The following is a 19,661-nucleotide window of genomic DNA, read 5'->3' as shown; positions in this document are numbered from 1 at the left end:
TTCGTACGGGCCCCTCCTTTTAAACCGGCAGGTGCTACTTCAGCTTCTTCGCCTCGAGATCCTCCAGCTTCGCCTCACGGTCACCCGCACGCACGGCGGTCTTGACGGCCTGGTCAGCAGCCCGGTCTTCAGCGTGCTCCGCATTCGCGGCCTCACGGTCAACAACCTTCTCAGCATGCTCGGCGGCGTGCTCTACACGTCGCTCGGCGCGCTCTGCCGCCTTTTCGAGTCGCTCCTCGCTTGCACCGCGCTCGGCGAGGTGCTCGAGGCGGTCCTCCGCGTGCGCAGCGACCTTTTCAGCGTGCTCGGCAGCGTGCTCAGCTCGCTTCTCGTAGCGTGCCTCCTGCTTCTCGAGGTGTCCTTCGATGCGCTCCTCACGCTTCTCCGCTCGAGCCTCAGTCGCCTCGACTTTGTGTTCGTAGTGCTTTTCAACGCGCTCGTTGTGCTTCTCGATGTTCATAAGTTTCTCCTCCACATGTTGTGATAAGGGCTGGCTGACACCGCCACGATGTTCAACCCCTCCCACTATCTATCATATGTTAGATAGATATGTGTCAACAAAATGTGTCAAGCGGAAAGGGTTGTGATGGATGTAGGTTTGGAGGTCTCGAGATCCTAGGGTGCTGCCGCGGAGGTGGTCGAGGAGCCGGTTGTGCTTAGCGAGCCGGTTAGGCTGGCATAACGGTGTCATATGAGAATGGCCTGCCCCGACTGGCTCCGTATGCCCCAACCGGCTCCGCAATGCTGGGGAACCCCTCGGGCGCCGTGTGCTTGGACCGCCCCACCCACACCCGCGGCGCCCACACCCACCCGCGCCTCCACCTCCACTTCCGCCTCCGCCTCCGCGAAATCGAATAGTATCGACAGTTTCGGGTCGAATAACAGTGTAATGTGTCGATGTTATTCGACTTCGTGGTTTGAGGTGGGCAGTGACGGCAACGGTGACCGGTCGTAGAGGCGAGAAGGATACCCACAGCCTCCTTTGCGAAGAGGCAGAAAAAGATGGACAGGACGCTCCAACTAACCCACCACACGCCGTCTAAAACACCACATTCTGGCCGGTATCCCCCGCTAACGCGCACCCGGCCCGCGCAACGAAAAACCCCCGACCCTTGGAACTAAATCCCAGGTCAGGGGTGTTTCATATGGTGCGCGAGGGGGGAGTTGAACCCCCACGCCCTCACGGGCACACGGACCTGAACCGTGCGCGTCTGCCTATTCCGCCACTCGCGCTTCGCCACTGAACATACCTGTCACCCAGATGTCCTGCGACTAGGCAACTATACAGAACTGGCAGGGCCTCTAGTCAAACTGAACCCCACAAACCTACCGTCGTGTCGGACACACTAGGACGGGTCCTCACGAGCACCACGGCGGCCACGCGCTTCCCCAGGCAAGACACAACCCGGGTTTGCAACAACAACTAACTGCTATTACCTTTCACGTACACGTAGAATGCAATAGTCCACCGTGGGTGGATCACGTTCGCGTGCTAGCAAGAGGAACTGATGTGGGGATATTTGACCGTTTTGAGAATGCTGTCGAGAAGGGCGTCAACAACGTCTTCTCCAAGGTGTTCCGCTCCGGCTTGAAGCCTGTGGACATCTCCTCGGCTCTCCATCGGGTTATGGATGACCAGATTGAGATTCCCGAGGGCGCAACGCCTGATAGCGCAAATCCTGTTGCCCCCAACTTCTTTGTTGTCCGCATCGCAAACTCCGACCTCGAAGCCCTGGAGGGCGAGGGAACCGAAGCCACAGCCGAAGAGCTTGAGCGTGGTGCCACCCGGTACGCGGAAGAGCAGAACTATGTCCTAGCCGGCCCAGTTTCTGTCAAGTTCGAAGGCACTGACGAAGAGTCCACCGGAACCTTAGAGATCATCGCCGAAGTTCGGCGGGGAAGCGTGGCACCTGCAACCGGCGCCACCCCAACTCCAACGCACCCCATCATTGACGTTGACGGCGACAAGTGGCTCCTCACTGAGGATGTCACCGTGATTGGGCGCTCCTCGAAAGCAGATATTCAGGTCGACGACTCCGGGGTTTCACGCAAACACGTTGAGTTCCGGATTACCCCCCAAGGAGTGATCCTTACCGACCTGGGGTCCACCAACGGCACGTTCGTTGAAGGGCATCGAGTCGAGGCCGCAACGCTCCTAGACGGAAACCAAATCACCATTGGCCGAACACGTATCTTGTTCTGGACACACCCGGAAGAGTAGACCCAAGTGACCACCGACCTCGCATTCACCGTCTTCCGCATCGGATTCCTCATCCTCTTGTGGCTAATGGTGCTTGCCGTTGTGGCAACCCTGCGTAGTGACATTTACGGAACTTTTGTTACACCTCGCGGCAGCGGTCGTCCTGATCCCGCGAGAAAGAAGAAGTCGGCCAAGAAGGAACGCCGTGCTGCAATCAGTCGTCAGCCTACGAAGCTCCTGATCACGGGGGGTCCCCTCACAGGAACTCTGCTCCCACTTGGCACTGCGGCAATTTCCATAGGCCGCGCGCCCTCGTCAACCCTTGTCCTTGATGATCCATACGTGTCCACCAAACATGCTGAACTGCGCCAGGTTGATGGAGAATGGACCCTCATCGACCTCGGATCAACCAACGGGACTTTTGTCGAAGACGAGAGGGTTTTCCAACCACAAGCCCTTGTCACCGGAACTCCAGCACGAATCGGCCAGACTACCTTCGAACTGGTGAGCTGATGGCCATCGGCTTTGTCTACGCGGCGCGCAGCGACGTGGGCCTCCTTCGCCGCAACAACCAGGATTCGGCTTATGCGGGACCGCGACTCCTAGTTGTCGCAGATGGAATGGGCGGCGCGGCGGGAGGAGACATTGCTTCTTCGATTGTGGTTGCAAATCTGGCTCCATTGGACGACTTTTCCGGAACTGCTTCCACTCTTTTGGAGACCATGAACCATGCTCTCCAAACCGCACACAATGAGCTGGTTGAAAGATCCTCGAATGATCGTGAACTGCGGGGGCTGGGCACGACCTGCACAGCCATTCTTCGTTCAGGCAACAAGCTCGCCATGGCGCACATTGGCGACTCTCGCGCCTATCTACTACGCAATGGCGAACTCACCCAGATAACCACGGATCACTCTTTCGTTCAGTACCTGATTGATACGGGGCAAATCACTAAGGAAGAGGCCGAGACGCACCCCAAACGCAACTACATTCTTCGCGTGTTGGGTGACGCACCTGGAGAGGTTGAGCTGGATGAGACGGTGCGCGAGGCCGTGCCGGGTGACCGCTGGCTGCTCTGTTCGGATGGCCTCTCAGGAGTTGTTTCGGAGGAGACACTCCAAGAAGTCTTGGTTGAAAACAGTGACCCCGACGCCTGCTGCGAAAAACTTGTGGAGCTCGCACTACTGGGCGGCGGTCCCGACAATGTGACGTGCATTGTCGCGGATGTCGAGGACGACATTTCGACACTCAGCGAACAACCCATTGTCGTTGGGGCCGCAGCCGTGAACTATAACGAGCCCACGAAGGGAACGCACGGGGCCGCCGGAAGAGCGGCAGCTCTGACCGCCGAAGTGGCTGAGCCCGATGACCGCGAGATCCCCTCCCCCAAACCACGGCGTCGACGTCGGTGGGCACTCCTTGGAGGCGTATTCCTAGCCCTCCTCGTTATTCTTGCTGGAAATGTGGCACTCTGGCAGTGGTCCCAAAGTCAGTACTATGCAATGCAAGACAATGGGAACGTCGTCATCTTCCGAGGAATACCCCAGCGTATTTTCTCGCTAGAGCTTTCAAGACCGATCGAAGTGACCGATATCTCCCTCGACAATCTCTCCGAAGCTGACCAAGTGCGCCTTGAGGACCCTGTCGTGCGCTCCTCCCTCGAAGAGATCGACGCCTACCTTGCCGAAGTGAGGGCGCGGGTAGTCACAACCTCCACCCAGAAGCTGCCTGCGCTGGCCCGGGAGGCTCAGAGCGGGCAGTCAGGATTGCCCGCAATGTCAGGGGGAGACTGATGGCAACCGTTGAGGTTTCACCGGGGCGAACCCTGGGGTTTTCGCGGCTTGTCCTGCTAGTGATAGCCGTCTCGATTGGCCTCTCCGGCCTCGTCCTCGCAAGTGTCAACAAGACGGGTGCGACCCCGGCAAACCTAACCCTCATCATGGCACTGTTCATTGGTAGTGCCGTTTTCGCCGAGGTCGTAGTACGTTTTGCTGCCCCCTACGCCGACCCTGTCATCCTGCCTATTGCGGTTGCGCTGAGCGGCCTGGGACTAGCGATGATTTACCGCCTGGACCTGTCCTATGCCCAGATGGGGTATGGCACGAACAGCGCACGGCAAGCGGTCTTCGCAATCGGTGGCGTGGTGGCGATGGCCGCTGTCCTCGTAGTTGTTCGCAACCACAGGTCACTTGCCAAGTACACCTACACGTTCATGGTGATTTCGCTTCTGCTCCTCCTGCTACCCGTTATTCCGGGGATAGGTGTGGAGAACTTCGGCTCGCAAGTGTGGGCACAGATCGCCGGTTTCACATTCCAACCAGCTGAGTTCGTCAAGGTCACTCTGGCAATTTTCTTTGCAGGTTACCTGGTGGCAAACAGGGACAAGCTCTCAGTCGGCGGGCCAAAGGTACTCGGTATGAGGATGCCGCGCCTCCGCGACCTGGGTCCGATCCTTGTGGTTTGGCTCCTCGGCATCGCCATCCTGGTGCTTCAAAGGGACTTGGGAACTTCACTGCTCTTCTTCGGCCTCTTTGTCGCGATGCTCTACGTGGCAACAAATAGGGTGTCTTGGCTCGTCATCGGTGCCGTTCTCTTCATTCCTGCCGCATTCGTTGCCATAAAGGCATTCCCTCACGTCCGGAATAGGTTCACGGTCTGGCTCAACGCCCTCGACCCAGCGGTTTACGATGCGACGGGAGGGTCCTTTCAGGTCGTACAAGGACTTTTTGGAATGGCCACGGGCGGGCTGTTGGGGACGGGATGGGGGCGGGGATACCCACAGCTAGTACCGCTCGCGCATTCTGACTTCATACTTTCTTCACTAGCCGAAGAGCTTGGCCTGGTGGGTATTATCGCCATCCTCTTGCTCTATCTGCTGCTTATTGAGCGCGGCTTGCGGGCTGGCCTCGGGTCCCGTGATGGGTTTGGGAAGCTGCTTGCTGTCGGGCTGTCATTTTCGTTTGCACTTCAGGTGTTTGTTGTCCTGGGTGGAATCACACTGCTCATCCCCCTGACAGGTCTTACTGCCCCGTTCCTTGCCCAAGGGGGTTCCTCGCTTCTGTCTTCTTGGATCATGGTTGGTCTACTGCTACGCATCTCCGACAGTGCTCGTCGGCCAGGTCCGCGCCCTCAACCGTGGTATGTGGGTGACGCGAAGAGAGATGAGCCAGCTCCCACCACCGCCTCAGTGCCGGAGGTGAGCGCATGAATCCCCAGATCCGCCGCGTCTTCCTTGTCGTCCTCGGCCTCTTCGCAATGCTGGGTATATCCGTCACGTGGGTGCAGTTTGTGCAGGCACCAGACCTGGTCGCTGACAGCCGCAATGCCAGACGCTACCTTGAGGCAGCGGAACGTGATCGTGGGCCGATCATCGTTGCCGGAAGTCCCGTTGCGTTCTCAGAACGCGAGGAAGATTCTACGCGCTTTCAACGTTCCTACCCCGAAGGGGATCTGTACGCGGCAGTCACCGGCTATTTCTCCGCCGTGAACCTTTCTGCAACCGGAATGGAAGCTGCGGAGTCATCCGTGTTGGAGGGTGAAGGCAGCACACTGTTCTGGCAGAGAATGCGTTCGCTTATTGCTGGGACACCCCGCCAGGGCGGCGGTGTTGTGACCACCATCAATCCAGACTTGCAGCGTTCCGCAGCTGACCTTCTTGGCTCTAATCCTGGCGCTGTTGTCGTGCTTGACGCCAAGACGTCAGCAGTTCGCGCACTGTACTCCTCACCGTCTTTCGACCCGAATCCACTCTCCTCACTGGACACCTCCATTGCCGCTGAAGCTGCCGCAACCTTAGAAGCGGACCCGGCTCGTCCCCTTGATAATCGGGCCATAGCGGGAAACCGCTACGCACCGGGATCTGTTTTCAAGATCATTACGACGGCTGCACTTCTGGAGGCCGGAGTTTCACCAAACACCAACGTTGAGGCCCCCGTATCTACCGTGCTTCCTAACACTGACACGTCAATCTCAAACGTGGATCAATCCGAGTGTGGGGACGGCAATCCGACCTTGACCGAGGCCTTCGCTCGTTCCTGCAACACGGCCTTCGTCATCGAATCTCAGACGTTGTCCGAGGGCGCCCTCGCCGAAATGGCCGAGCGGTTCGGATTTGGTGAGACCTTCAAGATCCCCTTGACCGTCACCCCCTCAACCTTCCCGGCCAATGTGGATGCAGCCCAACTCGCGATGAGTTCGATCGGCCAGTTCGAAGTGCAGGCAACCCCTATGCAGATGGCGATGGTCACCCAAAGCATCGCGAACGGCGGCGAAATGATGGAGCCTTTCATGGTGGAGTCGATTGTTGACGCCGACAACCAGGTGCGCTCCACTACTGACCCGAAGTCGATCGGCAACCCAGTGAGTGCAAGTATTGCCAGCGAGATTGGCTCAATGATGGTTGCTGCAGTGAACGAGAGCTACGGCTCTGGGCAAGCTGCGGCTCTGTCTAACATCCAAGTTGCTGCCAAGACGGGCACGGCCGAGGTCGGGGACGGTGCCAGGACAAATGCCTGGACTGTCGCATACGCACCCGCAGATGACCCCCAGCTGGTTGTTGCGGTGTTGGTTGAAGGCACCGATGCGCGACCTGCACCGCACGGGGGTGACGTGGCTGCCCCAATCGCAGGCACCCTCTTGGAAGTAGGTTTGCGATGACCAACACTCCCATTTCACCCTCGTCCCACAATGGCAGTACCCCAACGCTAAAGGCTGGACTCCAACTTCAGGGACGCTACAACCTCATCAATCGCATCGCTACCGGAGGGATGGGAGAGGTGTGGCGCGCCCGCGACACACGGACTGGAACACTGGTCGCAGCCAAGGTGCTGCGTCCAGAGCTGACAGGCGAAGAGATCTCTCTGTCGCGCCTACGCATTGAAGCGCGCAATGCCATGAAAGCCCACCACCCCAATATCGCCGCAGTTCTCGATTCGGGTGAAAGTGATGGTCAGGGGTGGATTGTCATGGAGTTGGTCGCAGGTGAGCCCCTGACGAACTACGTTGGCGATGGCAAGCGTCTGAGCGCGGAGGAACTGATTCCCATCCTCAGTCAAACCGCATTCGCCCTCGACGGAGCTGCCCAGGCAGGGATTATTCACCGCGACATAAAGCCCGCGAATATAATGGTCCGCCCAGACGGCATGGTGAAGCTAACTGACTTCGGGATTTCGTACACCGCCGGACAAGCGAACCTGACCGCGATTGGGATGGTCATGGGAACCGCTCAGTACTTGGCGCCGGAACAGGCCATGGGTTCTGTGGCCACGCATTCAGGAGACCTGTACTCCCTGGGTGTGATCGCATATGAGGCACTTGCAGGCTACCGTCCGTTCACCGGCAAGACTGTTGTTGAGATTGCGATGGCACACGTGAACGAGGACGTGCCTGCACTTCCCGATGATGTTCCTCAACCTCTTGCGGATGTTGTGTATAGGTTGCTTGAGAAGGACCCGTCAGACCGACCCACTTCAGGAACCGCACTTGTAAGACTCTTGAACCATGTGGCCGAAGAGCTTGGGACAACCGCTGGGATGACACCACTGAGACGCGTACCCGAAGCGGCCGCGGCCGTTGAGGTCGATCGTGAACCCCAGAGAATTCGACCGTCAGCGGTTTCCTTCACACCGCGCCCCGCGGCACCACCACCACGGAAGTGGGTACCGCTCAAGGAGGGTGAAAGGAATGCCCCTTCTCCGCGGGAGAAGATACCCACCCGAGCAGAGTCCAGACCCGATACCAAGCCTTCACTGGACCCTGGCCTACTGGTCATCGGGGGTCTGATCATCCTCACAATCGTCCTCATTATTATCGCAATGCTGCGAGATGACCCTGAAACCACCGCGTACGTCCCCCAGGGGAGTGCATCCACATATCTGGAGGTTGAACCATGGCTGACGCCGATTCCCGTCTACTAGGGGGAAGATACGAGGTCCGTTCGCTCATTGGGCGGGGCGGAATGGCCCAGGTGCATCTGGGCCGCGATACTCGGCTTTCGCGCTTGGTGGCTATCAAGATGCTCCGCATCGACCTGGCTCGGGATGCCGTCTTCCAGACGCGGTTCCGTCGCGAGGCGCAAGCATCAGCTTCTCTGAACCATCCCAACATCGTGGCCGTGTATGACACGGGTGACGAACCTGTGCGTGGCTCAGATGGGAAGGTCATCTCGGTTCCCTACATCGTTATGGAGTACGTGGAGGGACACACGGTAAAAGAGCTCTTGAGCGACGCTACCCCCGTGCCGATTCCCGAGGCCGTTGAGATTACCAGCGGGGTCTTGAATGCCCTGCAGTATGCACACTCTGCTGGGCTGGTTCATCGTGACATCAAGCCAGGAAACGTCATGCTGACGAATAGCGGCAAAGTTAAAGTCATGGACTTCGGCATTGCCCGGGCGCTGGCAGATTCGCAAGCCACAATGACCCAGACGAATGCTGTCATTGGTACGGCGCAGTATCTCTCCCCGGAACAGGCACGCGGCGAGTCCGTTGATGAGAGATCTGATATCTACTCTGCGGGTTGCCTCCTGTTTGAACTCTTGACAGGACAGGCGCCCTTCAACGGGGATTCTGCGGTCTCCCTGGCCTACCAACACGTCAACGAGTCACCGCCTGTGCCTTCCTCTCTAGCTAGTGATGTGCCATCTGAACTGGACCGGGTAACAATGAAAGCCCTGGCCAAGAATCCGGCAGACCGCTATGCGAGCGCGTCCGACATGGAGGTTGATCTGATGCGCGCCGCCGATGGGCTCCCCATTCAGGCTCCCCCTGTCGCAGCTTATTCGGCGGCGGGTGCGGCGGGTGCGGCTGCCGGCGCAGCACTGAGCCAAACGGCTGCCACCCAGGCAATGGGCGCGACAACCCAACAGATGAACGCCGCGACGCAGACGATGGCTTACACCGGTCCCACTCGTGCGGGTGCGCAAACTGGGGTTGGGGACCCGACAACAACCGGGGCCATACCAGCCACGGGGCAAGCCCAGAGGAAAAAGAAGAACACGGGGCTGACGGTTCTTATTTGGCTCCTGGTTGCCTTGGCCGCCGCAATCGTTGGACTTGTCATTTTCATGATGATGCGACCCAATTCAACCCCTGAGGCGGAGTTAGTCCCCGTACCTTATGTCATTGGTTTGTCACAGGTGCAGGCTAGGGCTGCTATCGAGGCCGAAGGGCTTGTATTCAGTCTGGATAGTGCGAATCCCGTCATGGATTCCGAAGTTGAAGAGGGAAATGTCGCGGAGACTAATCCGTCGGCCGGCAGCGAAGCTGAGGTTGGGACGACCGTGGTTGTTCGCCTCTCGGGTGGGGTGTCCACCGAACAGGTACCTGTGACATCGGGCCTTTCACTGACCGACGCAACCGCACTCCTTGAGGGTGCAGGATTTGTGGTGGGAAGAGTTGACACTGCAAATGACGCAGAGTTCGCTAAGGATATTGTCATTCGCTCCAGTCCTGCCAGTGGCAGCACGGAGAAGGAGGGCGCGCGGATTAACCTGACGGTTTCATCGGGCCAGGTTGAGATGCCGGGGATGGTTGGTCAACCAATCAGCGACGCTATTGCCCGAATTGAAGCCCTGAGAGGGGTCCCAAACATCACCTATGAGCACAGTGACTCTGTCCCTGAGGGTGCTGTGATCTCCATGAGTCCCACGGGTGTCGTGCCCCAGGGTCAGGTCATCAACCTGGTTGTTTCAACGGGTCCCGCGCCCGCCCCAACTCCGGTCCCGCCGCAGTCGGGAGACTGAGGCCGGGCTACGTGGTAACCGTCGTATCAAAGAAAGTGGCGTTGAACCATGGGTAGACCCACTCGAAAAGGGCGAACACCACGGCAGCTACCAGAAGCAGTGCCCAGACCACTTTGAGCCAAACCGGGCCCGGTAGGTGGCGGAAGATCCATCCGTACATTGTGCTTACCTCACGTTCCGTCGTGCCCGCCGCCGGCAGGTTCATCTTTCAACACAATGGGAATCCCATCGGATTTTGAAACCCAGTACTGCATTTCGCTCCAGACAATGAAGCGCTCCGAGTTCCCAAACTCGGGATGGCATGTTGTCATGGTCATGATGCGCTTTGTCGGCTCGACCCCGGGCTCGTTTGGCACCGGCAAGACAACTCTCACTGCACTCGGGTCAACAATCTCTCGTCCGGTCACCTTGTATACCAAGTACGCTTCGGCGGTCTCAACAACAATCGGGTCACCGTCCTCCAACGTGTCAATCCGTCGGAAGTTGTTCATGTAGGTGCGGCGGTGAGCAGCGATTGCGAAGTTGCCAATTTCTCCCGCTTGCTGCGTTTCTGGATAGTGACCAGCCCACCCATTGTCGAGGACGTAGTGGTTTGTCCCCTGGGCTATCGGCATGACACGGTAGTTCCATCGTGGGACGTGTAGCAAACCAAAGATCTCATTCTCCGGGATGTCACCAACCGCAGGAGGTTCATCCGTCCGCTGGATGTCCGTGAACTCTGCCTCCGCTGTACCGGTTGGCGAGGGCGGAAATTCCTCTTGGAACTGGTTGATCTCTGACCTCACGCTGCCTTCAAGCTGGAAAGATGTCCACCACAGCTGCCAGACGATGAAGAGCATCAAGAATAGACCCAGTGTGATGAGCAGTTCACCGAAGACCCCAACCAGGGCCCTCCACGGGGAGGTCTTTCTGCGTGGTGGCGCTCCAGTTTCTGCCACGCTAGCTTCCTTTCTCAATGCTTGCGAACTGCAGTGACGAGAGCTCATTTGCTGCCGGAACAGTTACGCGATCAGCGACAGTAACGTCCCAGCCCATCTGGTACCGCGCCGCATCTTCTCGATAGAGCCTAACCGATTCGTCTCCGTCCAGAGCTGCGGTCATCCCCGCAACGTTTCCGATCGCCGTGATCCTGTAGGGGGGCGCAAATGACCGCACACCCACCAGAATTACATTGCCAACGCACCTAACTGGAGTGCTGGCCGTGATGCGAATACCCTGCACTGACATGGCCTCTGCTCCGCCGAGCCACAATGCGTTCATGACCGCATCAACATCCTGCTGGTGGACAACAGCGTCATTGACGCTGACGGAATCTTCCAGTTGAAAATCCACTGGAGCATCATCCAGTATCACCGTTAGTCCCGGACCCACCAACTCCCCACGCAATGCCAGAATGGCACTCTGCTCCGGTGCTGCTGGAATCTGAAAGGCAACCAAATCGTCTTGCTGCCGTCGCAATCCGTCAACAAATTCTTCCAGATCCACGACGGCATTCTGCTGCTGAGCTACGAGGCCTGCAAGGTCGGTTTCAGCAAGTGAACCCTGCTCCCGCGCGTTTGATGCAGAAATCCCGAAGAGTAGTCCTGCCATAACGGTTACCACCAGCACCGTCGTCGTATGCTTCGCCTGCATCACGACCCCTTTCCGGTACTGGAGGGCGAACTTGACGTGGTAAGAGTCATCCCGCTTGGTTGAAAAGTAGTGCAGATACTAGTCTATGGGAAGGCTCCAAGCGAAAGTCGTGAGGCAGCGGTGCAGACGGAGGAAAAGTGGCTGAGTCAAAGAAGAAGGACAACGACCGTCAGAAGATGGTCGACCAAGAAGATGTTCCAGATAGCTGGACGAAGGGTATCCCCCTTAGTCCATCCTGGTGGGCACCAACCTTCATTACGCTGATGATCGTGGGTCTTGTCTGGCTCGTCATCTACTACTTCTCGGGAACCCTTTACCCAATCCCAGGCATTGGCTGGGGCAACATGGCAATTGGAATCGCTCTGATGATGGCTGGTTTCCTCATGACATTGAAGTGGCGTTAGCGGCCCGCTCAACCCAAGAGCAGCCATTTATCCCCAGGGATAAATAGTTATCCCCACCCGTTTCCACAGGTGGGGATAACTACATCGATGTAAACACCGCTTGGCCGCGCCAGACCGCGGACCGTCAACCAAGCAGGCTGGGGATAAGTACTGCATACAGTCCCCAAGTACCAATTGCGAAAGCCCCAAAAAGCCCGACCGTAGCAACGACCTCCCAAAGTGTTCGTTGCGAGCGCCTTGGGCCGCGCGTCAAGTCAACAACCCACATATACACGGCTGTAGCTAGCAGGCCCCCTAGGAAACCACCGATATGGGCCTGCCAGGAAATCCCTGGCACAATCAACGCGTATGCCAGGTTTATCCCCAAGAGCACGAGGATCCCCGAGGTCGACATTCCGGACCTACGGTGCGCAATGAACACTGCGCCAAACAATCCGTAGATAGCGCCTGACGCTCCGATGGTTGCCTGAGTGATGGTCTCAGGACTGACAAAGACCCAGGCGATAATGGCCATTGAGCCGACCAGAGCACTGAAGAGGTAAATGGAAGCAAACTTCCAGTGCCCCACTGCTCTTTCCACAGCCGACCCCAAGATGTACAACATCAGCATATTGAAGAGGATGTGCCAGAGCCCAGAATGGAGGAAGGTGGTGGTGAGTAGACGCCACGGCTCCATGTAAGCCGCCAAAGGCGACATGGCAAGAACCTGAAATGCCCCCGACCAGACCTCTTGGACAACAAACATCACCACGTTGATGATGACCAACGCCAGGGTTACGGGAGCTCCCGCGAACTGTGTCCCCGCTAGGGAAACCCTTCGAAACCTCTGCTTTGCCCCCGGACCTGCACAGTCAACGCACACAGAACCGACCTCGGTCGGAATCGTGCAATCCTGACATGTTGGGCGGTTGCAACGTTTACAGAACGCTACGGCCGGACGCCCGGGATGCTTCGGACACATCTCTTGGCGCGGTGACGTTGACCGTTGTCCAAACCTGGGGATTTCACTCATTCTCTACCTACAGACTCTCGGGAGGCCCAGCGGTGAAGCCCTCTCCTAGTCCTCTACTTCAATGCTCTCAATGACCACGGGTGTAACCGGACGATCCTGAGCACCTGTCGCAACGTTTGAGATGGCGTCAACCAGCGCCTTCGAATCCTCATCGATGACCTTGCCAAAAATCGTGTGCTTTCCATTCAGCCACGGTGTTGGCGCAACAGTAATGAAGAACTGCGAACCATTCGTGCCCTTACCAAAACGCTTTCCAGCGTTTGCCATTGCCAGCAAGTAGGGTTCGGAGAAGGTCAGTTCCGGCGAAATCTCATCATTGAACTGGTAGCCGGGGCCGCCCATGCCCGTACCTTCCGGGTCCCCGCCCTGAATCATGAAGTTAGGGATAACACGGTGGAAGATCGTTCCGTCATAGAGCGGACGGGAGGTCTTGGATCCGGAAGCGGAGTCGGTCCATTCCCGCTCACCTTTTGCGAGCCCAACAAAGTTCTTAACTGTGGTGGGGGCCTGTGCCGGGTAAAGCTCTACTCGGATGTCACCCATGCTGGTGTGAATTACTGCAGTCTGCATTTCGTCCTCTACCTTCTGGTGGTTAAAGTTCGTCACCAGTCTACGCGGGCTGACTAGAACGTCGCCGTGTCGATGACGTAACGGTAGCGGACCTTTGAATTCACAACGTTGTCGTAGGCCTGCGTGATATCGTCTCCCCCAATGACTTCCACTACAGATGCAATGTTGTGCTCTGCGCAGAAGTCGAGCATCTCCTGGGTGACGGGGATTCCACCTATGTTGGATCCGGCAAGTACTTTATCGCCAGATATGAGCGCGTTGAGATCTATTGTTGCCGGATCCTCCGGGAGACCGACATTCACAAAAACTCCGAACGCCTTCAGTGCAGCAAAGTAAGAGTTGTAGTCGAAGTCAGAGGCTGAAACCGTGCAGAGAATAATGTCAAAGGTGTTGCGCAGAGAACGCAGGGTTCCCTCTTCACTTGAAGCATAAAAGCTACTGGCACCCAGCCTGCGAGCGTCCTCTTCCTTTGCCCGGGTCTGCGAGATCACGGAAACGTCGGCACCCATCGCGGCTGCTAACTGCACGCCCATGTGCCCCAAGCCTCCCATCCCCACGACTGCAACTTTCTTTCCGGGTCCAGCACCCCACCGCTTCAGCGGAGAGTACGTGGTGATGCCGGCACACAGCAGAGGGGCTGCGGTATCCAGGGGGATGGAATCGGGGATCTTCAACCCGAAGCGTTCATCAACTTTGAATGTCTGGGAGTAGCCACCAGCCGTCGGGTTACCGTCCCTGTCGTCACCATACGTCCACAGGGTGCCGCTTCCGACACAGAAGTTCTCATGTCCCGCAGCGCACTGCTCGCATATTTCGTCCTCGGACGTATCCGGGTCGGACAGACACGAACCGGTCATGCACCCCACACCGATATGATCGCCAATGGCGAATTTCGTAACTTGGTCGCCGACCGCGGTGACGACTCCGGCAATCTCATGCCCCGGCACGAGCGGATACTTCTGCGGGCCCCACTCCCCACGAGCTGTATGAATATCAGAGTGGCAGATCCCCGCGTATTTGACGTCAAACAGGACGTCCTTGGGCCCCGGATCTGAAAGTTCAATGGTGTGGGGGTGAAACTGTGACGAAGTGTCATTGCACGCGTAAGCACGAACCTTGGACATGGCAACTCCTGTGTTGGGACGCTATTTTTCCCCATGCTAGCCGCACTGCGACGTATGTGGATTCATGTAGAAATGAATATCCACTCCCTTTAGGTAGCGAGACGTGACGAACCAGACTAACTTAGGTAGGGAATGTAAACGCTTACGAACAGCGAGGGCGAAAATGCGGGACGTAGAAGAACTCAAAGTGAAGGCATCGGAGATACTGACCAACGCTGCGGAAGCCGCGGAGGCTGTTGCTGAGAAGGCGATCGAGGTAGGTGTCCCCGTGGCACAGAAGACCCTAGACGCGACAAAGAGCAAGTTGGATGACTTGGAAGCACACGGCGAAGCCGCGCTTTCCAACCTAGAGAAGCACTCCAAGGCGAAGTCCTCTCACGGTGGGCGGAAGGCGCTTGGCTGGTCGCTAGCAGCCGCCGGTGCGGGCGGGATTGCCTACCTGCTGTGGCGCCGTTCGCGCCCCGTTGAGGATCCCTGGGCTGAGGAATACTGGGTTGACCTGCGGGACGAGGACGCCGAGGCCGAGGTAGATGCTGATGCTGCACTCGATGAGGCTCTGGTGGAGGCCATCGAAGAAGCACTTGCGGAAGAGGCCGTAGAGGAAGCAGCCGAAGAGGCAGCTGACGAAGAAAAGTAGCCTGAACCATAGAAGTGGTCCCCTTTCCGACTAACCAGTCTGGTGAGGGGGCCATCCTCTTAGTCATCTTGGGACAAAGCGGCCTCGTACACCTCCAAGGGGCTTTCACCGCGAACCAACCGGGTTGATCCCCCACGCCCAAGTTCCGCGATGGCTAGGCGTCCGACCAGCTGCTGGTTTGTTGAGGTTCGCTCCGACCGCGCCTGCGACGCGAAACTGACCCCCCAGTGGAACAGTGTCGAGACCCTGGACTTGAAGCCCGTGATGTAGAGGATGTGCAACCCCAACCACGCCGTCCATGCGGGGAAACCATCCAACTGAAGATCGCCGATGCTGGCCACTGCCTGTGAACGAGCAATCGTTGCCATCGACCCCTTGTCGCGGTACCCAAATGTGGTTCGCTTGGGGGAGATCCCCGCCAGGCGAGCCTTGATCTTGTCAGTCGCAAATCGTGCCGCCTGAATCGCTCCCTGGGCGACCCCCGGAACTCCCTCCAAGCTCATCATGTCCCCTATGACAAAGATGTCAGGGTAGCCACTCACAGTCAGATCCGGCTTAACCTGCACGCGGCCAGCTCGATCAAGGGTTACACCGGTCCTTTCAGAAAGGACCTTCGCAAGGGGTGGTCCCTGCACCCCAGCCGCCCAGACCTTGCAGGCACTGGGTAGCACCTCGTGGTTGCCGACCTTGTTCTTCATCGTTACGGAGTCCGCATCGATGTCAGTTACAAAGGTGTTACCGCGGAATTCCACACCCAACTTGTCGAGTGCCTCAACCGTGCGTGCACCAAGCTCCTTACCGAAGGTGGGAAGTGGGTGCGGGCCGCCCTCGACCAAGAGAACCCGCGAGTCACTGGGATTGATGTTGCGGAACTCATGCTTCAGGGTGTGCACCGCCAACTCGCGGATCTGTCCGGCGATCTCCACGCCTGTCGGACCGGCTCCCACAACCACGAAGGTCAGCAGCTTCTTGATCTTCTCTGGATCGTCCTCCACCTCGGCCTGCTCAAACGCGGCAAATATCCGCGCACGCAGTTCTAGCGCGTCATCAATGGTCTTCATCCCGGGCGCAAAGGTCGAAAAGTGGTCGTTGCCGAAGTAGGACTGGCCAACCCCGGCAGCAATAATCAACGTGTCGTAGGGTGTGGCCTTCTGGCGGCCGTAGTTGCGCCAGTAGACAACCTTCTTGTCCGGGTCAACGTCCTCGACGGTCCCCAAAACAACCTGTGCGTTGCGTTGCCGCTTGAGGATCTCACGCGTTGCCGGGGCAATCTCACCCTGGGAGAGAATTCCGGTGGCGACCTGATAGAGAAGTGGCTGGAAAAGGTGATGCCCCACCTTGGAAATCAGTTTGACCTGCACATCCGCCTTTGCCAGGTAGCGGGCCGCAAACAACCCACCAAATCCCGAACCAACGATTACAACACGGTGCTTGCCCACAGTTCCTCCCAATCGGGTTGCGCGATCTGCGCACCCGTTCCCAGGCTACTAACTTAGGGTTGCCTTTCCTATGCTGTGTGATGATGACTGCTGTGCAATTATGGCGTGAGGGCTTTCACGGGAAGAAGGATTTCGATGAGCGCAACGACAAGACCGGGCGTTGAGCCGGTTGTGCAAGTTCGCAACGTCACCAAACACTACGGGGACTTCATGGCGTTGGACGACGTCTCACTCACCGTCAATCCCGGCGAGGTCGTCGTTGTCATCGGCCCGTCCGGTTCTGGAAAGTCCACCCTGTGCCGGGCAATTAACCGTCTTGAAACCATCACCTCCGGAGAGATCCTCATCGATGGTGAAGTGCTACCTGATGAAGGCAAGGCTCTAGCAAACCTTCGGTCCGAGGTCGGAATGGTCTTCCAATCCTTCAACCTGTTCTCTCACATGTCGGTCTTGGATAACGTGACTCTCGGGCCCATCAAGGTGAAGGGGATGAAGAAGGACCAGGCTGAAGCGGAGGCAATGGAGCTGCTGACCCGGGTTGGGCTCGCCGACCAGGCGCAGAAGCTGCCCGCACAGCTCTCGGGAGGCCAACAGCAGCGAGCCGCCATCGCACGCGCTCTGGCCATGCACCCCAAGGTGATGTTGTTCGATGAACCCACATCCGCCCTCGACCCCGAAATGATCACCGAGGTTATCGACGTGATGGAGGGGCTGGCCGCCGGCGGAATGACCATGGTCGTTGTCACCCACGAGATGGGTTTTGCGCGCAAGGCCGGGGATTCCCTGGTGTTCATGGCCGACGGGAAGATTGTTGAAGAGGCCACGCCAAACGAGTTCTTCGACAACCCCAAGTCGGAGCGGGCAAAGGAGTTTCTTTCCCGCATTCTCCCCCACTAGCCGATTCAACATTTGGACGTCTTCCCCTGGGTAGAGAGTTCCTGGTAGTTTTCTGTCTTGTGGAAACCTCAGACTTTCGTCCTACACTGCTGATTTCGGGCGTTGCACTGCATCGCTCCGATGATCCGCGTGAAGCTGAGTTGACACTGCGCCTGCTTGGTTCAATCATCGAACGGGCTGCGGATCGCTGGAACACGGTGATTTCATGGGGTGAAGAGGACGGACCTCGCAAGGCCCTTCACAAGCTTTCCACGGCAGACGCCCTCGTCATCATGGGCGGACCGGACCTTTCTCCCCGTTTCTACAACGGGCAGAGCCGCTACGAAAACGCTACCGAGCACTTCCCCCGCAGTGACCGAGCGCAACTCGCCCTCATCCGTCGGGCAGTTGCAACCCACACTCCGACCCTGGGGATTTGCCGGGGAATGCAAGCCCTGAACGTCGCAATGTCGGGAACACTGACCCAGGACATCAGCGACAATCCAGGCCATTCCAGCCCGGACCTCATGAAGGACTTCGAGTTCGCTAGGCACACGGTGAACATTGCCGCGGGTTCACGCTTAGCCACCGCATTGGGTTCATGCCCCACGGCCGATCCCGTATCCCTGGATGGCGGACTGCGCACCATGATTCACAGCGCACACCACCAGGCGGTCTCTCGCCTCGGATCCGATCTTGCGGTCACGGCGACAGCCGACGACGGGACAATCGAAGCCATTGAACACGTGTCCGCTCCTGTGGTCGGCGTGCAATGGCACCCGGAAGATCCGGATGCGGACCAGGGTGGGCTTCAGTGTTTGCTTGAGCGAATGTGTTCTAGCTGTTCGCACACACTCGCTGCTTGAGCCTGCGCATCCCACATTTGGGGCCGACGCTGGCCCGCCAAATGGCAAGCGCGTGTTTCGCTGACGATGGACAACCCCCTCTAGCGCCACCTTCTACGCCTACATTTGTTAATCAACCAGTCTGTGCAGGCAAAACCTTGTGCAGCGGTAAGGAGAAGAAATGACCACGACGACAATAACCCGCAGGCGACGTTTTGCCCCTATTGCGGCTGCCATGGCGGCTTCCGCCCTCATCCTATCTGCCTGCTCAGGCGGCACATCCACAGAGACTCCCGCGTCCGGACAGAGCGCTGAGTCTGGTTCCGTGGAGCCTTCGGGTGCATTCGACAGTGGCAACGCCACGTATGACGAGGTCGTTAACCTCGGACCTGTTGCCGACGAAGCCACCATTGCGGCTTCAGAGTGGGCCACCAAAGTGAAAGAGTCCGGCGTACTCCGCGTCGGAGGCACGGAAACATCCGACCTCTTCTCAAAGCTAGATCCGGTCACCGGCAAAGTGATTGGCTTCGATGCCGGAATGTCACAGCTTCTAGCGCGATACATCTTCGGGGATGCGACCAAGACCTCACTGACGCAGGTCAGTGTTGATACACGCGAGGAACTCCTGGTCAATGGCCAGGTGGATGTCGTCATCGCTACCTACTCAATCACCCCCGAGCGCAAGGAGCGGATCGACTTTGCAGGCCCCTACTACTCCTCTGCTTCCGCTGTGCTGGTGAAGTCTGACAACACGGATATCCACAGTGTGGAAGATCTGGCGGGCAAAACAGTAGTCACTCAGGCGGGTTCCACCGGTGTGACAACCATCGAGGAGTTCGCTCCCGAGGCCGAAGTCCTAGCACTGCCCGATCATGCACAGGCAGTTGAGGCTCTCAAGCAGGGTCGAGCTGATGCCTACGTCATCGACCAGACGCTATTGCTCAATGCAGTTTCACAGAACGACGACCTGATGATTGTTGGCGAACCGTTCGGCGATGAAGACCTGTACGGAATCGGTGTACAAGCCGACACGGACGGCACTACCTTCATCAATGAGTGGCTTGAGACCATCTTCAGCGACGGGACCTGGCTGGCACTGTGGCACGCAACAATTGGCGAGATGACCGGTGTTTTGACAGAGCCAACCGCGCCGGCGATCGGTTCGGCAGGTAACTAGCCGC

20 protein-coding genes, 1 tRNA gene and 1 pseudogene are annotated in these 19,661 nt (G+C 57.9%); 12 read left to right on the top strand and 10 right to left on the bottom strand.

Annotated elements, in window-relative coordinates; all coding sequences use genetic code 11:
• Positions 1 to 34 precede the first annotated feature (34 nt).
• Together H2O65_RS00205 and H2O65_RS00200 are read right to left on the bottom strand one after the other, a co-directional pair.
• Positions 35 to 460, bottom strand: coding sequence for a hypothetical protein (locus H2O65_RS00205; RefSeq protein ID WP_182141636.1), 426 nt, complete (start codon positions 458 to 460; stop codon positions 35 to 37).
• A 686-nt stretch (positions 461 to 1,146) separates the two neighbouring features.
• Positions 1,147 to 1,233, bottom strand: a tRNA-Leu gene (locus H2O65_RS00200).
• 277 nt (positions 1,234 to 1,510) lie between these two features.
• Between H2O65_RS00200 and H2O65_RS00195 the strand changes: the two genes are divergently transcribed.
• From H2O65_RS00195 to pknB, 7 genes are read left to right on the top strand one after another with little or no spacing between them, the layout of a single operon-like run.
• The gene (locus tag H2O65_RS00195) at positions 1,511 to 2,221 is read left to right on the top strand and encodes a DUF3662 and FHA domain-containing protein (RefSeq protein ID WP_182141635.1); all 711 of its coding nucleotides are present in this window, start codon (positions 1,511 to 1,513) and stop codon (positions 2,219 to 2,221) included.
• 6 nt (positions 2,222 to 2,227) lie between these two features.
• On the top strand, positions 2,228 to 2,713 hold the full coding sequence (locus H2O65_RS00190) for an FHA domain-containing protein (RefSeq protein ID WP_182141634.1): 486 nt from the start codon (positions 2,228 to 2,230) through the stop codon (positions 2,711 to 2,713).
• The gene (locus tag H2O65_RS00185) at positions 2,713 to 3,993 is read left to right on the top strand and encodes a Stp1/IreP family PP2C-type Ser/Thr phosphatase (RefSeq protein ID WP_182141633.1); all 1,281 of its coding nucleotides are present in this window, start codon (positions 2,713 to 2,715) and stop codon (positions 3,991 to 3,993) included. The genes H2O65_RS00190 and H2O65_RS00185 overlap by 1 nt, the downstream gene beginning before the upstream one ends.
• Positions 3,993 to 5,408 (top strand): FtsW/RodA/SpoVE family cell cycle protein, encoded by a 1,416-nt coding sequence (locus H2O65_RS00180; protein WP_182141632.1) that lies wholly within the window; start codon positions 3,993 to 3,995, stop codon positions 5,406 to 5,408. The genes H2O65_RS00185 and H2O65_RS00180 overlap by 1 nt, the downstream gene beginning before the upstream one ends.
• Positions 5,405 to 6,856: a penicillin-binding protein 2 gene (locus H2O65_RS00175; RefSeq protein WP_182141631.1), complete on the top strand. Its 1,452-nt coding sequence runs from the start codon at positions 5,405 to 5,407 to the stop codon at positions 6,854 to 6,856. The genes H2O65_RS00180 and H2O65_RS00175 overlap by 4 nt, the downstream gene beginning before the upstream one ends.
• Entirely contained in the window at positions 6,853 to 8,115 is a 1,263-nt protein-coding gene (locus H2O65_RS00170; RefSeq protein WP_182141630.1) for a serine/threonine-protein kinase, read from the top strand. Before H2O65_RS00175 ends, H2O65_RS00170 begins: the two co-directional genes overlap by 4 nt.
• Complete coding sequence (gene pknB / locus H2O65_RS00165; RefSeq protein WP_182141629.1) at positions 8,088 to 9,941, top strand: Stk1 family PASTA domain-containing Ser/Thr kinase; 1,854 nt, start codon at positions 8,088 to 8,090, stop codon at positions 9,939 to 9,941. Before H2O65_RS00170 ends, pknB begins: the two co-directional genes overlap by 28 nt.
• A 7-nt stretch (positions 9,942 to 9,948) precedes the next feature.
• Here pknB and H2O65_RS00160 read toward each other — a convergent pair whose 3' ends face one another.
• The 3 genes from H2O65_RS00160 to H2O65_RS00150 are packed head-to-tail and all read right to left on the bottom strand — an operon-like array spanning position 9,949 to position 11,573.
• Positions 9,949 to 10,101 (bottom strand): hypothetical protein, encoded by a 153-nt coding sequence (locus tag H2O65_RS00160; protein ID WP_182141628.1) that lies wholly within the window; start codon positions 10,099 to 10,101, stop codon positions 9,949 to 9,951.
• Positions 10,102 to 10,111: 10 nt separating this feature from the next.
• Positions 10,112 to 10,879, bottom strand: a complete 768-nt coding sequence (locus H2O65_RS00155) for a class E sortase (RefSeq protein ID WP_259349528.1) — start codon at positions 10,877 to 10,879, stop codon at positions 10,112 to 10,114.
• A 1-nt stretch (position 10,880) separates the two neighbouring features.
• Positions 10,881 to 11,573, bottom strand: coding sequence for a DUF881 domain-containing protein (locus H2O65_RS00150; RefSeq protein ID WP_259349527.1), 693 nt, complete (start codon positions 11,571 to 11,573; stop codon positions 10,881 to 10,883).
• Between the two features lie 137 nt (positions 11,574 to 11,710).
• Between H2O65_RS00150 and H2O65_RS00145 the strand changes: the two genes are divergently transcribed.
• Positions 11,711 to 11,977 (top strand): cell division protein CrgA, encoded by a 267-nt coding sequence (locus tag H2O65_RS00145; RefSeq protein ID WP_182141626.1) that lies wholly within the window; start codon positions 11,711 to 11,713, stop codon positions 11,975 to 11,977.
• Positions 11,978 to 12,101: 124 nt separating this feature from the next.
• On the opposite strand, the gene H2O65_RS00140 is transcribed toward H2O65_RS00145, so the two are convergent.
• From H2O65_RS00140 to H2O65_RS00130, 4 genes and pseudogenes are all read right to left on the bottom strand, one after another.
• Positions 12,102 to 12,839, bottom strand: coding sequence for a rhomboid family intramembrane serine protease (locus tag H2O65_RS00140; protein WP_259349526.1), 738 nt, complete (start codon positions 12,837 to 12,839; stop codon positions 12,102 to 12,104).
• 33 nt (positions 12,840 to 12,872) lie between these two features.
• Positions 12,873 to 12,938: pseudogene (locus tag H2O65_RS10575) on the bottom strand (B-box zinc finger protein); the annotation flags it as partial.
• 96 nt (positions 12,939 to 13,034) lie between these two features.
• Complete coding sequence (locus tag H2O65_RS00135) at positions 13,035 to 13,559, bottom strand: peptidylprolyl isomerase (RefSeq protein ID WP_182141624.1); 525 nt, start codon at positions 13,557 to 13,559, stop codon at positions 13,035 to 13,037.
• Between the two features lie 53 nt (positions 13,560 to 13,612).
• On the bottom strand, positions 13,613 to 14,683 hold the full coding sequence (locus H2O65_RS00130) for an NAD(P)-dependent alcohol dehydrogenase (RefSeq protein WP_182141623.1): 1,071 nt from the start codon (positions 14,681 to 14,683) through the stop codon (positions 13,613 to 13,615).
• A gap of 163 nt (positions 14,684 to 14,846) precedes the next feature.
• On the opposite strand from H2O65_RS00130, the gene H2O65_RS00125 reads away from it, so the two are divergent.
• Positions 14,847 to 15,320, top strand: a complete 474-nt coding sequence (locus tag H2O65_RS00125) for a hypothetical protein (protein ID WP_182141622.1) — start codon at positions 14,847 to 14,849, stop codon at positions 15,318 to 15,320.
• A gap of 59 nt (positions 15,321 to 15,379) precedes the next feature.
• Here the strand turns inward: H2O65_RS00125 and H2O65_RS00120 are convergent, their stop codons facing one another.
• The gene (locus tag H2O65_RS00120) at positions 15,380 to 16,759 is read right to left on the bottom strand and encodes an NAD(P)/FAD-dependent oxidoreductase (protein ID WP_182141621.1); all 1,380 of its coding nucleotides are present in this window, start codon (positions 16,757 to 16,759) and stop codon (positions 15,380 to 15,382) included.
• A gap of 135 nt (positions 16,760 to 16,894) precedes the next feature.
• On the opposite strand from H2O65_RS00120, the gene H2O65_RS00115 reads away from it, so the two are divergent.
• From H2O65_RS00115 to H2O65_RS00105, 3 genes are all read left to right on the top strand, one after another.
• Positions 16,895 to 17,656: an amino acid ABC transporter ATP-binding protein gene (locus H2O65_RS00115; RefSeq protein WP_182141620.1), complete on the top strand. Its 762-nt coding sequence runs from the start codon at positions 16,895 to 16,897 to the stop codon at positions 17,654 to 17,656.
• A 59-nt stretch (positions 17,657 to 17,715) separates the two neighbouring features.
• Entirely contained in the window at positions 17,716 to 18,501 is a 786-nt protein-coding gene (locus H2O65_RS00110) for a gamma-glutamyl-gamma-aminobutyrate hydrolase family protein (RefSeq protein ID WP_182141619.1), read from the top strand.
• Between the two features lie 160 nt (positions 18,502 to 18,661).
• Positions 18,662 to 19,657, top strand: coding sequence for a glutamate ABC transporter substrate-binding protein (locus H2O65_RS00105; RefSeq protein WP_182141618.1), 996 nt, complete (start codon positions 18,662 to 18,664; stop codon positions 19,655 to 19,657).
• Positions 19,658 to 19,661: the final 4 nt, after the last annotated feature.

Origin of the sequence: Schaalia sp. JY-X169 (genome assembly GCF_014069575.1) — a bacterium.
GTDB lineage: Bacteria > Actinomycetota > Actinomycetes > Actinomycetales > Actinomycetaceae > Scrofimicrobium.
The sequence above is the reverse complement of the archived record's forward strand: the minus strand, read 5'-3'. Positions and strand labels throughout refer to the sequence as shown.

What these genes read in the sequence shown, in the direction of transcription:
- H2O65_RS00205 (WP_182141636.1), bottom strand. Translation starts at nt 460, where the DNA reads ATGAACATCGAGAAGCACAACGAGCGCGTTGAAAAGCACTACGAACAC.
- H2O65_RS00185 (WP_182141633.1), top strand. Translation starts at nt 2,713, where the DNA reads ATGGCCATCGGCTTTGTCTACGCGGCGCGCAGCGACGTGGGCCTCCTT.
- H2O65_RS00180 (WP_182141632.1), top strand. Translation starts at nt 3,993, where the DNA reads ATGGCAACCGTTGAGGTTTCACCGGGGCGAACCCTGGGGTTTTCGCGG.
- H2O65_RS00175 (WP_182141631.1), top strand. Translation starts at nt 5,405, where the DNA reads ATGAATCCCCAGATCCGCCGCGTCTTCCTTGTCGTCCTCGGCCTCTTC.
- H2O65_RS00170 (WP_182141630.1), top strand. Translation starts at nt 6,853, where the DNA reads ATGACCAACACTCCCATTTCACCCTCGTCCCACAATGGCAGTACCCCA.
- pknB (WP_182141629.1), top strand. Translation starts at nt 8,088, where the DNA reads ATGGCTGACGCCGATTCCCGTCTACTAGGGGGAAGATACGAGGTCCGT.
- H2O65_RS00160 (WP_182141628.1), bottom strand. Translation starts at nt 10,101, where the DNA reads ATGTACGGATGGATCTTCCGCCACCTACCGGGCCCGGTTTGGCTCAAA.
- H2O65_RS00150 (WP_259349527.1), bottom strand. Translation starts at nt 11,573, where the DNA reads ATGCAGGCGAAGCATACGACGACGGTGCTGGTGGTAACCGTTATGGCA.
- H2O65_RS00135 (WP_182141624.1), bottom strand. Translation starts at nt 13,559, where the DNA reads ATGCAGACTGCAGTAATTCACACCAGCATGGGTGACATCCGAGTAGAG.
- H2O65_RS00130 (WP_182141623.1), bottom strand. Translation starts at nt 14,683, where the DNA reads ATGTCCAAGGTTCGTGCTTACGCGTGCAATGACACTTCGTCACAGTTT.
- H2O65_RS00125 (WP_182141622.1), top strand. Translation starts at nt 14,847, where the DNA reads ATGCGGGACGTAGAAGAACTCAAAGTGAAGGCATCGGAGATACTGACC.
- H2O65_RS00115 (WP_182141620.1), top strand. Translation starts at nt 16,895, where the DNA reads ATGAGCGCAACGACAAGACCGGGCGTTGAGCCGGTTGTGCAAGTTCGC.
- H2O65_RS00105 (WP_182141618.1), top strand. Translation starts at nt 18,662, where the DNA reads ATGACCACGACGACAATAACCCGCAGGCGACGTTTTGCCCCTATTGCG.